The organism is Streptomyces sp. NPDC052023 (assembly GCF_044548465.1).
Taxonomy (GTDB): domain Bacteria; phylum Actinomycetota; class Actinomycetes; order Streptomycetales; family Streptomycetaceae; genus Streptomyces.
Map to the genome: position 1 here is coordinate 242,629 of NZ_JBIUBW010000001.1, position 14,721 is coordinate 257,349.

A 14,721-nucleotide genomic window follows, 5' to 3' on the forward strand; every position below is an offset into this window, starting at 1 on the left:
TCACTTCTGCCGTGGACGCGGCCGCTCAGCTGAAGGAGTCGCCGCAGGCGCAGGAACCCGTCGCGTTCGGGTTGTCGATCGTGAAGCCCTGCTTCTCGATGGTGTCCACGAAGTCGATGGTGGCGCCGCCCAGGTACGGAGCGCTCATCCGGTCGGTGACGACCTTGACCCCACCGAAGTCCTTCTCCACGTCGCCGTCGAGCGAGCGCTCGTCGAAGAAGAGCTGGTAGCGCAGGCCGGAGCAGCCGCCGGGCTGGACGGCGACGCGCAGCGCGAGGTCGTCACGGCCTTCCTGGTCGAGCAGCGCCTTCACCTTGGACGCGGCGGCGTCGGTCACGATGATGCCGTCGGTGACGGTGGTGGACTCGTCCGATACGGACATCTACATCTCTCCCGGGTTGTACGGAGACTGCTTGCCGACGGTTGCAACCGGCGGGGACGCGGATTCATTCCGGGCCGGGCCCGTGTCTTCTCCTTGGCGCCCTCTTCATGCTCGCACATGCCCCCGTGGACGCACAGCGGCCCGTGGACAGCGGGGCAACGGCATTCGACAGCGAGGTGTCGGGATTCACGTCACACCGACACTATGGCCATCGTCAAACTGACGTGAAGAGGTTATGATAGATAGCGTCATTCCGACGAAAAGTCGAAGAGATGTCCCGTATGTCCCGTCGGTCCGGCTCCCCCGGTCGACGAGCCGCAGAACAGAAAGGGTGCGTGTCGTGACCACCGCCCAGACCCAGGAGCTCGACGTACAGCCGACGCCCCTCGCCCTGCTGCTGCTCGGCCGTGAGGCCGACCCGAGGAGCGAGCGCGGCGTCGAGTGTCCCGGTGACCTGCCCTCGCCGTCCGACCCGGACCTGGTGATGCGCGCCCGCGCGGCCAAGGAGAAGCTGGGTGACAAGGTCTTCGTGCTCGGCCACCACTACCAGCGCGACGAGGTCATCCAGTTCGCGGACGTCACGGGCGACTCCTTCAAGCTGGCCAGGGACGCGGCGGCGCGCCCGGAGGCCGAGTACATCGTCTTCTGCGGCGTGCACTTCATGGCCGAGTCCGCGGACATCCTGACCGGCGACGACCAGAAGGTCGTGCTGCCGGACCTGGCCGCCGGGTGCTCGATGGCCGACATGGCGACGGCCGAGCAGGTGGCCGAGTGCTGGGACGTGCTGACCGAGGCCGGGGTGGCCGAGCAGGTCGTGCCCGTCTCGTACATGAACTCCTCCGCCGACATCAAGGCCTTCACCGGCAAGCACGGCGGCACCATCTGCACCTCGTCCAACGCCAAGCGTGCCCTGGACTGGGCGTTCGAGCAGGGCGAGAAGGTGCTGTTCCTGCCCGACCAGCACCTCGGCCGCAACACGGCGGTGCGGGACATGGGCATGTCGCTGGACGACTGCGTCGTCTACAACCCGCACAAGCCGAACGGCGGCCTGACCACCGACGAGCTGCGGGCCGCCAGGATGATCCTGTGGCGCGGTCACTGCTCGGTGCACGGCCGCTTCAGCCTCGACTCGGTCAACGACGTCCGTGCGCGCATCCCGGGCGTGAACGTGCTGGTCCACCCGGAGTGCAAGCACGAGGTGGTGGCCGCCGCGGACTACGTCGGCTCGACGGAGTACATCATCAAGGCCCTGGAGGCCGCGCCGGCCGGCTCCAAGTGGGCCATCGGCACGGAGCTCAACCTGGTCCGCCGGCTGGCGAACCGTTTCGCTCCGGAGGGCAAGGAGATCGTCTTCCTGGACAAGACGGTCTGCTTCTGCTCGACCATGAACCGCATCGACCTGCCCCACCTCGTCTGGGCCCTGGAGTCCCTGGCCGAGGGCAACCTGGTCAACCGCATCGAGGTCGACAAGGAGACCGAGGCGTTCGCGAAGCTCGCGCTGGAGCGGATGCTGGCGCTGCCGTAGCCGCGGCGCCGCACCGACGTGAAAGGGGGCCGCACCTGACAGGACACCGTTGGCGAATGGCCCCTGCGACGTGACGTCGGTCTGTCCCACCGCGTTGGTGGGGCAGGCCGACGTTGTGTTTGGGGTGGGGTTGAGGGTGTCGTTGCGTCCTGAGGTGCCGGCGGATGTGCCGGAGGAGACAGCGAGGGTGGCTCGTGCGGCTTTTCCGAAGGGCTGTCTGGCTGTCCGGATGCGTGACGTTCTCGGCCCGGTCTTCGCGGACGGTGAGTTCGCGCGGCTGTTCTCCGACCGGGGACGGCCAGCGGCATCGCCCGGCAGGCTGGCGATGGTCTCGGTGTTGCAGTTCGCCGAGGGCCTTTCGGACCGGCAAGCCGCGCACGCGGTGCGGTCGAGGATCGACTGGAAGTACGCCCTCGGCCTGGAGCTGAGCGACCCTGGTTTCGACTTCTCCGTGCTCAGCGAGTTCCGCGACCGGCTGATCGGCGGTGGTGCCGAGGCCCGGTTGCTGGACGCAGTCCTGGAGAGCGCTTCGGCTGCCGGGCTACTCAAGGCCGGCGGACGACAGCGCAGTGACGCCACGCATGTCCTGACGGCGGTGCGGGAGGTGAACCGGCTGGAGTCCGTGGTCGAGACGGTGCGGGCGGCGCTGAACGCGCTGGCGGTAGCGGCCCCCCAGTGGCTGGCCGAGTTGGCGCCGCCGGAGTGGTTCGACCGGTATGCGTCCCGCCCCGAAGACACGAAGTTCCCCAGCCGCTGGGCCGCCCGCATCGGCCATGCCGAGCAGGTCGGCCAGGACGGCATGACGCTGCTGCAAGCCGTGTGGTCACCTGATGCGCCCACCTGGCTGCGGCAGCTTCCGGCGGTGACATTCCTGCGGCAGATGTGGGTGCAGGAATACCAGGTCAGCGACGGTGGAGTGGGTTGGCGTAAACCCCAGGACTGCCCGCCGGGACGGTTACGCATCCGCTCGCCCTACGAGCCCGATGCCCGCAACGGTGCCAAGCGCGACCGGGCCTGGTGCGGCTACAAAGTCCACCTGACCGAGACCTGCGAACCCGATGCACCGCACCTGGTCACCCAGGTGGTGACCACCACTGCCGCTGCTGCCGATGTCGAGGTCACCGACCAGATCCACGACGGTTTGGCCCGGCGGGACCTGGTTCCTGACGTCCACCTGGTCGATGCCGGCTACATCGACGCCGCTCACGTGGTGGCCGCCCGCCGCGACCACGGCATCGAACTGCTGGGACCGGTTGCGGTGAACACTGGATGGCAGGCCGCCGCGAACAACGGCTACACCATCGACGACTTCACCGTCGACTGGGACAACAAGCGGGTGACCTGCCCGAACGGCAGGACGAGCACTCAATGGCAGCACGATGGGCGACGCTCGGCAGGCCCCGTGATCCGGGCCCGCTTCTCACCCGCGGACTGCCGTCCCTGCCCCTCACGCGACGAGTGCACCCGCAGTGTCACCTCCATGGGGCGAGAGATCACCCTGCGGCACCGGGACGAACACGAAGCACTACGCACAGCCAGACGAGATCAGCAGACCGAGCAGTGGCAGCAGCGCTACAGGCACCGCGCCGGCATCGAAGGCACCATCTCTCAAGGCGTCCGCGCCTTCGGCCTGCGCAGATCCCGCTACCGAGGCCACTCCAAAACCCATCTGCAACACCTGCTGACTGCAGCCGGAATGAACCTCGCCCGCCTCGACGCCTGGCTCACCGACACCCCACTCGCCCCGACCCGCACCTCACACTTCGCAGCACTCAGCCCCACCGGATAGACCCGGTGGGGCTGAGCGAAGGGCCATTCGCCAACGGTGTCCTGACAGGTGCGGCCCCCTTCGTCATCCGGTCAGACCTGCGCCGGCTCCGGATCCGGCCTCGGCTCCGCCGGGGTCTGCGACTTCGCCTGCCGCTTCGCCGCCCGCTTCTTCGCCCGGCGCTCCTTGCGCAGCTCCAGCATCGCGTAGAGCGTCGGGACCAGCAGCAGGGTCAGCAGGGTCGACGTGATCAGACCGCCGATCACGACCACCGCCAGCGGCTGGGCTATGAAGCCGCCCTCGCCGGTGAGGCCCAGGGCCATCGGGAGCAGGGCGAAGATGGTCGCCAGGGCGGTCATCAGGATCGGGCGGAGCCGGTGACGGCCCCCCTCGACCACGGCCTCGACGACGCCGTACCCCTGCCTGCGGTACTGGTTGATGAGGTCGATCAGCACGATCGCGTTGGTCACCACGATGCCGATCAGCATCAGCATGCCGATCATCGCGGGCACGCCCATCGGGGTGTCGGTCGCGAGCAGCAGGCCGATCGCGCCCGTCGCGGCGAACGGGATGGAGACCAGCAGGATCAGCGGCTGGACCAGCGACCGGAAGGTCGCGACCAGCAGCATGAAGACGATCGCGATGGCCGCCAGCATCGCCAGGATCAGGTTGACCTGGGCCTCTTCCTGGTCCTCGGTGACGCCGCCGATCTGGACGGTGGCACCCTCCGGGAGGTCCAGCTTGTCGAGCTTCCCCTGCAGCTCGGTGCTGATCGCGCCCGTGTTGTCGCCGGTCGGCCTGGCGGTGACGGTCGCCGCGCGCTGACCGTCGATCCGCGTCATGGAGACCGGCCCGTCCACCTCCTTCACGGTCGCGATGTCACCCAGCCGCACCGGGCCGAGCGGCAGCCTGCGCAGCTCGGCGAGGGTGTCGGCCGGCTTCTCCGAGGTGATGACGATGTCCCGCTCGGTGTCGTCCAGCGTCGCCGTGCCCGCCGTGGTGCCCCGCACCGCCTGGGCCACGGCCGCGCCCAGCGTCCGGTCGTCGAACCCGGCGGCCGCCGCCGAGGGCTTGGCCGTCACGGAGATGCGCGGCACGCTCTGCGCCAGGTCGCTGGTGACGTCCGTGACGTCGTCCAGACCCGCCACCGTCTTGCGGACCTGCTCGGAGGCCTCGCGCAGCACGTCCGCGTCGGCCGCCTTCACGACCACGCTGAGGTCCTGGCTGCCGAAGCCGTCACCGACCGAGACGGTGGTCGTGCCGATGCCGTCGAGCTTCTTCAGGCCGGCGTCGACGCGCTCCTGGACGTCCTTGGACGACGCCGAGTCCTCCAGCATCACCGAGTACGAGGCCTGGTTGGTGTCGGTGCCGCCGCCGAAGGCGGCCATGAAGCCGGAGGAGCCGACCGTCACCTGGTAGTCCTTGACGCCCTCGGTGCCGGCGAGCAGCTGCTCGACCTTCTTCGCCTGGGCGTCGGTCGCGGCCAGGCTGGTGCCGGGCTTCAGCTCCTGCTTGACGGAGAGGACCGCCTGCTCGCCCGGGTCGAAGAAGTTCGTCTTCAGCAGCGGCGCCATGGCGAAGGTGCCGATCAGCACCACGACGGCGATGGCCACGCTGGTCAGGCGGCGCCGGGTGGCGAAGCGCAGGACGGGGACGTAGAACCGCTGGAGCCTGCTCCTCGCCTCCTTCTGCTCCGCCTGGCGGCGCGCTTCCTCGGCGTCCTCGGGGGTGCCCTTGGGTGCGCGCAGGAACCAGTACGACAGGACCGGTACGACCGTCAGCGAGACCAGCAGCGAGGCCAGCAGGGCGGCGGTCACGGTCAGCGAGAACGAGCCGAACAGCTCGCCCACCATGCCGCCTACCAGACCGATCGGCAGGAACACCGCGACCGTGGTGAGCGTCGAGGACGTCACCGCGCCGGCCACCTCACGGACGGCGTTCAGGATGGCCGACTGGCGCTCCTCGCCGTAGCCGAGGTGCCGCTTGATGTTCTCCAGCACCACGATCGAGTCGTCGACGACCCGGCCGATGGCGATGGTCAGGGCGCCCAGCGTGAGCATGTTCAGGGACAGGTCGCGCGTCCACAGCACGATCAGGGCCAGCACGACGGAGAGCGGAATGCTGACCGCCGTGACCAGCGTCGAGCGGATCGACGCCAGGAAGACCAGGATCACCAGGACCGCGAAGAGCAGACCGAGCCCGCCCTCCGTGGTGAGGCCCGAGATGGACTTGCTCACCGCCGGGCCCTGGTCGCTGACGACCGTGACGGTGGCGCCGGAACCGAGGTCCGCGCGCATCCCGGGCAGCTTGTCCTCGACCGCCTCGGAGATGGCGACCGCGCTGCCGTCGCGGTCCATGGTGACGGCGACGGCGAGGCTGGGCCTGCCGTTGGTACGGGTGAGGGAGTCGGCCTTGGCCTGCTTCTCGGTCACCTCGGCGACCGCGCCGAGCCGCACGGGCTTTCCGGCGCCCTCGCCGGTGATCATCAGGTTCTCGATCTGCCGCAGCGAGGTGAGGGCGCCGCCGACCTGCACGGTGCGGTTGCCGCCGTCCTCGTCGAAGGAGCCGGCCGGGACGGTGGCGCCGCCCGCCTGGAGGGCCTGGACGAGGCTCTGGACGGTGAGGCCCGCCCGGGCCAGCTTGCGGTCGTCCGGGGTGACGGCGACCTGGAGGTCCCGCACGCCGTCGACGGTGACCTGACCGACGCCGTCGATGTCCTTCAGCGCCGGTACGACGGTCCGGTCCAGCCGGTCGGCCAGCGCCTGCTGGTCCTCGCCGGAGGTGACGGCCAGGACGACGGTCGGGATGTCGTCCGTCGAGCCGGCGATGACCTGCGGGTCGACGTCGTCCGGGAGCTGGACGCGGGCCCGGTTGACGGCCTGCTGGACGTCGGCGACGAGCTGGTCGGTGTTGTTGCCGTAGTCGAAGGACGCCATGATCACGGCGTTGCCCTCGCTCGCCGTGGAGGTGACGCCCGTGATGCCGTCGACGGCTTCGAGGTTGGCCTCGATGGGCTCGACGACCTGCTTCTCGACCACGTCCGGGGACGCACCCTGGTACGGCGCGAGCACCGACACCATGGGCAGTTCGATGGTGGGCAGCAGTTGCTGCTTGAGCTGTGGGATCGCGATCGCACCGAAGGCGAGCGCGACGATCGACATCAGCCCTATCAGGGCCCGTTGCGCGAGGCTGAATCTGGACAGCCAGGACATGGGTCAGCGTCTCTCTTCCGTGGCCTGAGCAGGAGCGGCGGGCACAGCTGAGCGCCCGTCCCTACACCCTGGGCCATCGCTCCCCGTCGATCCGTCGCCCCTGGGTCCATTTCCTTATACGGCGCCTACTCCGGCCGCAGTACGGCGGGGCGGGGTCAGTCCACCCTTGGACGTACCAGCCCCGACTCGTACGCGATCACCACCAGCTGCGCCCGGTCGCGGGCGCCCAGCTTGGCCATGGCCCGGTTGACGTGGGTCTTCACCGTCAGCGGGCTGACCTCCAGACGCTCGGCGATCTCGTCGTTGGAGTGCCCGCCCGCGACCTGTACGAGCACCTCGCGCTCGCGCACGGTCAGCGCGTCGAGGCGCTCGGCGCGGGCGAGGTCGCGCTCGGCGTCCTGGCCGTCGCCGCCCTGGGCGAGGAAACGGGCGATCAGGCCCTTGGTGGCGGCCGGGGAGAGCAGCGCCTCACCGCCGGCCGCGACACGGATCGCCGTGAGCAGCTCCTCCGGCTCGGATCCCTTGCCGAGGAAGCCGGAGGCGCCCGCGCGCAGCGACTGCACCACGTAGTCGTCGACCTCGAAGGTGGTCAGGATGACGATCCGGACGTGGGCGAGGCCGGGGTCGGAGCTGATCATCCGGGTGGCGGCGAGCCCGTCGGTGCCCGGCATCCGGATGTCCATCAGGACCACGTCGGCGCGCTGCTCCTTGGCCAGCCGTACCGCCTCCGCCCCGTCGGACGCCTCGCCGACCACCTCCATGTCGGGCTCGGAGTCGACGAGCACCCGGAAGGCGCTGCGGAGCAGCGCCTGGTCGTCGGCGAGCAGGACACGGATCGTCATACGGGGTCCTTCGCTGAGGCGGTGCGGGACTTGACCGGCAGGATCGCATGCACGCGGAAGCCGCCGCCGTATCGGGGGCCGGTGGTGAGGGTGCCGCGCAGGGCGGTGACGCGCTCACGCATGCCGAGCAGTCCGTGGCCACCGCCCGAGACCGGGCCGTCGTCCTCGCCGGAGCCGTTGTCGAGAACGGTGATCTCGATGTTGGGCCCTACGCGGACGACGCTGACCTCGGCCCTCGCCGCCGTACCGGCGTGCTTCTGGACGTTGGTGAGCGCTTCCTGGATGACCCGGTACGCGGCCAGGTCGACGGCGGCGGGGAGGCTGGTGCCGCTGTCGGTGCGGGCGACCTCGACGTGCAGGCCGGCGCTGCGGAAGGTGCCGACGAGTTCATCGAGGCGGTCCAGCCCGGGGGCGGGCTCGGTCGGGGCCTCGGGGTCGTCGGACTGGCGGAGCAGGCCGACGGTGGCACGCAGCTCGTTGAGCGCGGAGCGGCTGGCCTCGCGGACGTGCGCGAGGGCCTCCTTCGCCTGGTCGGGGCGCCTGTCCATGACGTGCGCGGCGACCCCGGCCTGCACGTTGACCAGGGCGATGTGGTGGGCGACCACGTCGTGCAGGTCACGGGCGATGCGCAGCCGTTCCTCGGCGACCCGGCGGCGGGCCTCCTCCTCACGGGTGCGCTCGGCCTTCTCGGCGCGCTCCCGGATGGCCTGCACGAAGTCCCGGCGGCTGCGGACCGCGTCGCCGCCAGCGGCGGCCATGCCGCTCCAGGCGAAGACGGCGAGGTTCTCCTGGGCGTACCAGGGCAGCGGGCCGGCGAGCATGGCGGCGCCGGTCAGCACGGTCATGGTGAGCAGGCCGACGCGCCAGGTGGTCGAGCGGTCGGTGGTGGCGGCGACGGTGTAGAGGGCGACCACGGCGGCCATGGCGACCGGGGCCCTGGGGTCACCGGTGACGAACTCGACGACGGAGAAGGTGCCGGTGAGGCCGAGGATCCGCAGCGGTGCGCGGCGGCGGAACACCAGGGCGCCGGCGGCGAGCACCATCAGCACGAGGCTGAGGGTCTCCGGGGTGCGCAGCACCCAGTCGACGCCGTGCTTGTCGCGCGGGTCCACGAAGGAGCCGGCCACCATGCAGGCCAGGACGCCGGCCGCGAGCGCCGCGTCCAGCGCCGTGGGGTGCGCCTTCAGACGACGACGGGCGCTTTCGAGGGTGCTCACGGCTGCCAACGGTACGGGTACGCCGCGGGGCTGGGAACGGGGGCCGGCCATGCTCCCGCCGGCCGGCCCGCGCTGTTCGTCAGCCGCCGGGGATGAGGCCGTCGTCGCTGAGCATGTCGCGGACCTCCTCCAGGGTCGCGTCGGAGGAGGGGAGTATCAGTTCCGAGGGTTCGAGGGAGTCGTCCGGGAGGGGCTCGCCCAGTTCACGGACCTTGGTGAGGAGGGCCTGGAGGGTACGGCGGAAGCCGGGGCCGTCCCCGTTCTCCATCTCCGCCAGGAGCTCGTCGTCCAGCTTGTTCAGCTCGGTGAGGTGGCTGTCGGCCAGCCTCACCTGGCCCTCCCCCATGATCCTTACGATCATGTCGCCCTCCGGTGAGTGACTACTGCTTGTCGAAGCGCGGGGTGTCCTGCGGCTGCTGCTGCGCGCCGGCCTGGTCCTTGCCGCCCTCGATGGCCTGCTGGCCACCGGTGCCCCCGGCCAGCTCCGCCTTCATGCGCTGCAGCTCCAGCTCCACATCCGTACCACCGGAGAGGCGGTCCAGCTCGGCCTGGATGTCGTCCTTCGCCATGCCCGTGGGGTCGTCGAGCGCGCCCGAGGCCAGCAGTTCGTCGATCGCGCCGGCCCGGGCCTGGAGCTGGGCCGTCTTGTCCTCGGCGCGCTGGATGGCCAGGCCGACGTCGCCCATCTCCTCGGAGATGCCGGTGAAGGCCTCCCCGATCCGGGTCTGGGCCTGGGCCGCGGTGTACGTCGCCTTGATCGTCTCCTTCTTGGTGCGGAAGGCGTCGACCTTGGCCTGGAGCCGCTGGGCGGCCAGGGTGAGCTTCTCCTCCTCGCCCTGGAGCGTCGCGTGCTGGGTCTCCAGATCGGTCACCTGCTGCTGGAGGGCGGCCCGGCGGGAGAGCGCCTCGCGGGCCAGGTCCTCACGGCCCAGGGCGAGCGCCTTGCGGCCCTGGTCCTCCAGCTTGGTCGACTGGGTCTGCAGCTGGTTCAGCTGGAGCTCCAGGCGCTTGCGCGAGGTGGCCACGTCCGCGACACCGCGACGGACCTTCTGGAGCAGCTCCAGCTGCTTCTGGTACGAGTAATCGAGGGTCTCGCGCGGGTCCTCGGCCCGGTCAAGGGCCTTGTTCGCCTTCGCGCGGAAGATCATCCCCATACGCTTCATGACACCGCTCATGGGCTTCGCGCGCCCCCTTCTGACGGACTCCGGCTCCAGCTCTGCGACAGAACCCACAGTACGGGCCCTGCATCCATTACCGCACTGTTCGGGGACGGATGCGCTCATCCCCAAGGACGAGTGAGTGCGCTCCCGCTCCGGCGTAGGGAGTAGGTGGTCCCCGGGTATGCCCCGGAGGATCCGGAGGGACCCGGGAGCGTACGCATCGTCCCGTCTGTCCCCTTACAGACGACTGGTGTTGCGGGATCGTTCCCCGCGGGGCTGGGGTCCATGCCCCGCGACCCCGTACCCTTGGGTTTTGTGTTCCGTAGCCGCGCCAAAGACGAGAAGGCCGCCGTCGCCGCCCAGGCCCAGGTGACCGACTCCCAGCAGACCCGTGACCCGCAGGCCCCGAAGGGCCGGCCGACGCCCAAGCGCAGTGCCGCGCAGTCCCAGCGCCGCAGCGTCGCCAACACGCCGACCACGCGCAAGGAGGCCGCCAGGCGGCAGCGCGAGGAGCGCCGTGCCGCCATGGAGCGGCAGCGCAAGGCGCTGGCCGGCGGCGACGAGCGGTATCTGCCGGCGCGTGACAAGGGTCCGGTGCGCCGGTTCGCCCGCGATTTCATCGACTCGCGGTTCAACATCGCGGAGTACTTCCTGCCGATGGCCGTGGTGATCCTCGTGCTGAGCATGGTGCGGGTCCCGGCGCTGCAGAGCATCGCGCTGCTGCTGTGGCTGGTGGTCATCGTGCTGATCGTCCTGGACTCGATCGCCACCGGGTACCGGCTGAAGAAGCGGCTCGCCGAGCGCTTCCCCGACGAGAACAAGCGCGGCGCGGTCGCCTACGCGCTGATGCGCTCCCTCCAGATGCGCCGACTCCGGCTGCCCAAACCGCAGGTCAAGCGCGGAGAGCGGCCCTGAGCGCGACGTCTTTCCCGGGGGGTGCGGACAACGCCCGGCTGAGCGGGCCCGGCGGGTTGCGTGATGTCGTACGGCAGGAGCTGGTGGCCCGGCAGCTCGATGAGCAGATAGCCGGGCGGTTCCCGGTCGGGCAGCGGCTGCGCGTGCTCGACGTGGGGATGGGCCGGGGCACGCAGGCGCTGCGGCTGGCCCGCGCCGGGCATCAGGTGACCGGCATAGAGAAGGACGCCTCCATGCTCGCCGCGGCGCGTTCGGCGCTCGGTGCGGAGCCGGAGGGGATCCGGGAGCGGGTGCGGCTCGTCGAGGGGGACGGGCGGGACACGGGCGTCCACTTCCTGCCCGGCAGCTTCGACCTCGTCCTCTGTCATGGCGTGCTCATGTATGTCGACGATCCGGACCCGCTGCTGGCGGGGCTGGCGCGGATGCTCGCGCCGGGCGGGCTGCTGTCGCTGCTGGTGCGCAACGGGGACGCGCTGGCCGTCCGGCCGGGGCTGTCCGGCGACTGGGGCACGGCGCTCGCCGCCTTCGACACGACGGCGTACCGCAACCGGCTGGGCCTGGACGTCCGGGCCGACCGGCTGGGCACACTGACGGCCACGCTCGCCGGCATCGGGGCACCGCTGCACGCCTGGTACGGGGTGCGGGTCTTCACCGACACCGCGGCGGACGGGGCACAGGCGCCGGCCGACGTGGGGACGCTGCTGGCGGTGGAGGAGCGGGCCGGGCGGACGGACCCGTATCGCGGGGTCGCGGCGCTGCTGCATCTGTGCGGGGTACGCGGCTGACCCCGTTCGGGCGTACAGCCTGGGCCCGGTACACGGCCGTGACGCCAGACTCGGGACATGGAAGCTCACCCTGTCCGGGGTTCGCGCCGTGCCGCGGGCCTGTCGTGCTGCCTTCTCGTCCTCACCGGCTGCACCGTGGGCGGATCGGCGCCGCCGCCGCAGGGCACGACCACGCGGGCCGCCGCGCCGAGGGCGGCGAACGACCTGCAGAGCGACTACCAGAAGGTGATCAAGGACGTCCTGCCGTCGGTCGTGCAGATCCAGGGCCGCAGCGAGCTGGGCTCCGGGGTGGTGTACGACGACAAGGGGCACGTCGTCACCAACGCGCACGTCGTCGGTGAGCAGCGGACGTTCCGGGTGACCACCGCCAACAGCGAGGACGAGCTCGCCGCGCGGCTCGTCTCCTCCTATCCGGAGCAGGACCTGGCCGTGGTGAAGCTGGACCGGCCGCCTCGGGGGCTGCGGCCGGCGGCGTTCGCGGATTCGGCGAAGGTCGAGGTCGGGCAGATCGTGCTGGCCATGGGCTCGCCGCTCGGGCTGTCGTCCAGCGTGACCCAGGGGATCGTCTCGGCGACCGGACGGACCGTCACGGGGCCTGCCGAGGGCGGCGTTTCGGGGGCGACGATCGCCAACATGGTGCAGACCTCGGCGGCCATCAACCCCGGCAACAGCGGGGGCGCCCTGGTGAACCTCGACGGGCAGGTCGTCGGCATCCCGTCGCTCGCCGCGACCGACCCGAGCCTCGGGGAGGGCGCGGCGCCCGGCATCGGGTTCGCGATCCCGGCGTCGACGGTGCGGGCGATCGCCGATCAGATCGTCCGGGACGGCCGCGTCACCGAGTCGGGCCGGGCGGCGCTCGGCATCACGGGCCGCACCGTCGTCGACGACGAGTACCGGCCGGCCGGGGTGGCCGTCGTCGAGGTGCGGGCCGGCGAGGCGGCGGCCGAGGCCGGCATCCGGCCCGGGGACGTCATCACCAAGCTGGGTGACACGGACGTCACCAGCATCACCTCACTCGCCGAGGCGCTGGCCGTGCTGCGGCCGGGCGAGCGGACGACGGTGACCTTCACCCGGGACGGCGGGCAGCGGACCGCCGACGTGACGCTGGGCGAGCAGTAGCGGGCGGTGGGAGGGGCGGCCGCGCGGGCCGCCCCGGCCCGTCAGGTCTGTTCCGCGTGCAGGCTCATCGGCCCGTAGATCTCGGTGGCGTCCTCGTACAGCCGCACCTGGTCGGCGCCTCCTTCGAGCAGTTCCTTCCAGTGCTCCCCGACCCAGGACTCGGCGTCGCCCTGCGTGGTGAACTCCTCGGGCTGCACCGCCGGCTGGACCTCCGTCCCGTCGGCCTTCTCGAACCGCCACGTCCATGCCGCCATGTACGCCTCCCAGCTGTCAGGACCTGCAGAGCCTGCGCCGGATCAGGACCCGGCACCCGTCCAGAGCCTATGCGCTCGGCCGGGTGAGCCGTCATCAGACCGCGGATGACCGGCCGCACCGTGGGCGGTGGGAACCGCTCGCGCCCTCGCCGGAGAGGGTCACGGCCACCGTGCCGCGTCGCCCGCCGGAGGTCCCGGACGCACGGGACCGGCAGTGCCCCCGCGCCCCCCTGGCGTCCCGGACACGCCGGAAGAGCAGTCGCCGAGACGGCCGGGGGCGTCCCCGGACGCGCACCACGGGTGGCGACCGGAGAAAATCGGATCGTGGAACTCACTCTGCTCGGCACCGGCGCCCCCGCGGGCCTGCCCCGCCCCGACTGCCCCTGCGCGGCGTGCGCGGCCGCGCTCGGTCGCGACGCGCGCGCGGCGACGGCCGTGCTCGTGGACGGGGCGCTGCTGCTCGACCTGACCCCCGGCGCGGCCTTCGCGGCGGCACGGGCGGGGCGGTCGCTGGCCGGGGTGCGGCAGGTGCTGCTGTCCCATCCGCACAACGGGCCGCCGGTGGAGGTGCCGGCCGGGCTGCCGCAGCCGGGACGGGTGCCGGACGGGCGGGAGTTGGCGTTGCTGACGGGGCATCGGGTGCGGGCGCTGGCGATGGACTCGCCGGGGACGGGGTACGCCGTGACCGGGCCGGACGGCAAGCGGCTGCTGTATCTGCCGCCGGGGTGCGCGCCGGCGGGACTGGAGGAGGGGACACCCTCGGCGGAGCCGTACGACATGGTGCTGGTGGACGTCGTGGGGCGGCCGGACGCGCTGGCCCGGCTGCGGGCGGTGGGCGCGGCAGGGCCCACGACGGACGTCGTCGCCGTGCACCTGGATCACGACGTGCCGCCCGGGCCCGAGTTGCGGCGACGGCTCGCGGCGGCGGGCGCGCGGGCGGTGCCGGACGGGGCGACTCTGGCGGTCGGGGCGTACGAGAACGTGCCGGACGTGCCGCGCCGGACGCTGGTGCTGGGCGGGGCGCGGTCGGGCAAGTCGGTCGAGGCGGAACGCCGGCTGGAGGCGTTCCCCGACGTGCTGTACGTCGCGACGGGCGGCACCCGGGGCGGGGACGGCGAGTGGGCGCAGCGGGTGGCCGCGCACCGGGAGCGGCGCCCGGGGTCGTGGCGGACGGTGGAGACCTGCGACCTGGTGCCGCTGCTCGGGCAGGACGGCCCGCCGCTGCTGATCGACTGCCTGTCGCTGTGGCTGACGGACGCGATGGACGCCGTGGGCGCGTGGGACGACGCGGAGTGGGCCGACGGCGGCGAGAAGGCGCTGCGCGAGCGGGTGCGCACGCTGACGGACGCGGTGCGCGGCACACGCCGGATGACGGTCGCCGTGTCCAACGAGGTGGGCTCGGGCATCGTCCCCGCCACGGCGTCCGGGCGGCGCTACCGGGACGAACTCGGGCGCCTGAACGCCGCGTTCGCGGCCGAGTGCGAGCAGGTGCTGCTGCTGGTGGCGGGGCAGGCGCTGGTGCTGCGGGGGTGAGGGCATCCT

The 14,721-nt window shown here is 71.6% G+C and carries 13 protein-coding genes; 6 read left to right on the forward strand and 7 right to left on the reverse strand.

Going from position 1 to position 14,721, the window contains the following annotated elements; genetic code table 11:
* Positions 1-25: 25 nt before the first annotated feature.
* Positions 26-382 (reverse strand): HesB/IscA family protein, encoded by a 357-nt coding sequence (locus ACIHCM_RS01095; RefSeq protein WP_399887460.1) that lies wholly within the window; start codon positions 380-382, stop codon positions 26-28.
* A 340-nt stretch (positions 383-722) separates the two neighbouring features.
* Between ACIHCM_RS01095 and nadA the strand changes: the two genes are divergently transcribed.
* Together nadA and ACIHCM_RS01105 are read left to right on the forward strand one after the other, a co-directional pair.
* The gene (gene nadA / locus ACIHCM_RS01100; RefSeq protein ID WP_399887462.1) at positions 723-1,907 is read left to right on the forward strand and encodes a quinolinate synthase NadA; all 1,185 of its coding nucleotides are present in this window, start codon (positions 723-725) and stop codon (positions 1,905-1,907) included.
* Positions 1,908-2,043: 136 nt separating this feature from the next.
* Positions 2,044-3,696 carry an IS1182 family transposase gene (locus ACIHCM_RS01105; protein ID WP_399888673.1) on the forward strand — a complete coding sequence of 551 codons (1,653 nt, stop codon included), beginning with the start codon at positions 2,044-2,046 and terminating at the stop codon, positions 3,694-3,696.
* A 71-nt stretch (positions 3,697-3,767) separates the two neighbouring features.
* Here the strand turns inward: ACIHCM_RS01105 and ACIHCM_RS01110 are convergent, their stop codons facing one another.
* The 5 genes from ACIHCM_RS01110 to ACIHCM_RS01130 all read right to left on the reverse strand — a co-directional run bounded on the left by ACIHCM_RS01110 (position 3,768) and on the right by ACIHCM_RS01130 (position 10,121).
* Positions 3,768-6,887, reverse strand: a complete 3,120-nt coding sequence (locus ACIHCM_RS01110) for an efflux RND transporter permease subunit (RefSeq protein WP_399887464.1) — start codon at positions 6,885-6,887, stop codon at positions 3,768-3,770.
* A gap of 155 nt (positions 6,888-7,042) precedes the next feature.
* Positions 7,043-7,729, reverse strand: coding sequence for a response regulator (locus tag ACIHCM_RS01115; RefSeq protein ID WP_399887466.1), 687 nt, complete (start codon positions 7,727-7,729; stop codon positions 7,043-7,045).
* The gene (locus tag ACIHCM_RS01120) at positions 7,726-8,946 is read right to left on the reverse strand and encodes a sensor histidine kinase (RefSeq protein ID WP_399887468.1); all 1,221 of its coding nucleotides are present in this window, start codon (positions 8,944-8,946) and stop codon (positions 7,726-7,728) included. Before ACIHCM_RS01120 ends, ACIHCM_RS01115 begins: the two co-directional genes overlap by 4 nt.
* A 79-nt stretch (positions 8,947-9,025) precedes the next feature.
* Positions 9,026-9,307, reverse strand: coding sequence for a hypothetical protein (locus tag ACIHCM_RS01125; RefSeq protein ID WP_399887470.1), 282 nt, complete (start codon positions 9,305-9,307; stop codon positions 9,026-9,028).
* Between the two features lie 19 nt (positions 9,308-9,326).
* Complete coding sequence (locus ACIHCM_RS01130) at positions 9,327-10,121, reverse strand: PspA/IM30 family protein (protein ID WP_399887472.1); 795 nt, start codon at positions 10,119-10,121, stop codon at positions 9,327-9,329.
* A gap of 270 nt (positions 10,122-10,391) precedes the next feature.
* On the opposite strand from ACIHCM_RS01130, the gene ACIHCM_RS01135 reads away from it, so the two are divergent.
* The 3 genes from ACIHCM_RS01135 (at position 10,392) to ACIHCM_RS01145 (ending at position 12,925) form a co-directional block, all read left to right on the forward strand.
* Positions 10,392-11,021 carry a DUF3043 domain-containing protein gene (locus ACIHCM_RS01135; protein WP_399887474.1) on the forward strand — a complete coding sequence of 210 codons (630 nt, stop codon included), beginning with the start codon at positions 10,392-10,394 and terminating at the stop codon, positions 11,019-11,021.
* Positions 11,022-11,104: 83 nt separating this feature from the next.
* On the forward strand, positions 11,105-11,806 hold the full coding sequence (locus ACIHCM_RS01140) for a class I SAM-dependent methyltransferase (protein WP_399888676.1): 702 nt from the start codon (positions 11,105-11,107) through the stop codon (positions 11,804-11,806).
* Between the two features lie 57 nt (positions 11,807-11,863).
* Complete coding sequence (locus tag ACIHCM_RS01145; protein ID WP_399887476.1) at positions 11,864-12,925, forward strand: S1C family serine protease; 1,062 nt, start codon at positions 11,864-11,866, stop codon at positions 12,923-12,925.
* A gap of 41 nt (positions 12,926-12,966) precedes the next feature.
* On the opposite strand, the gene ACIHCM_RS01150 is transcribed toward ACIHCM_RS01145, so the two are convergent.
* Positions 12,967-13,179, reverse strand: a complete 213-nt coding sequence (locus ACIHCM_RS01150; RefSeq protein ID WP_399887478.1) for a hypothetical protein — start codon at positions 13,177-13,179, stop codon at positions 12,967-12,969.
* Between the two features lie 324 nt (positions 13,180-13,503).
* On the opposite strand from ACIHCM_RS01150, the gene ACIHCM_RS01155 reads away from it, so the two are divergent.
* Positions 13,504-14,712 carry a bifunctional adenosylcobinamide kinase/adenosylcobinamide-phosphate guanylyltransferase gene (locus tag ACIHCM_RS01155; protein WP_399887480.1) on the forward strand — a complete coding sequence of 403 codons (1,209 nt, stop codon included), beginning with the start codon at positions 13,504-13,506 and terminating at the stop codon, positions 14,710-14,712.
* Positions 14,713-14,721: the final 9 nt, after the last annotated feature.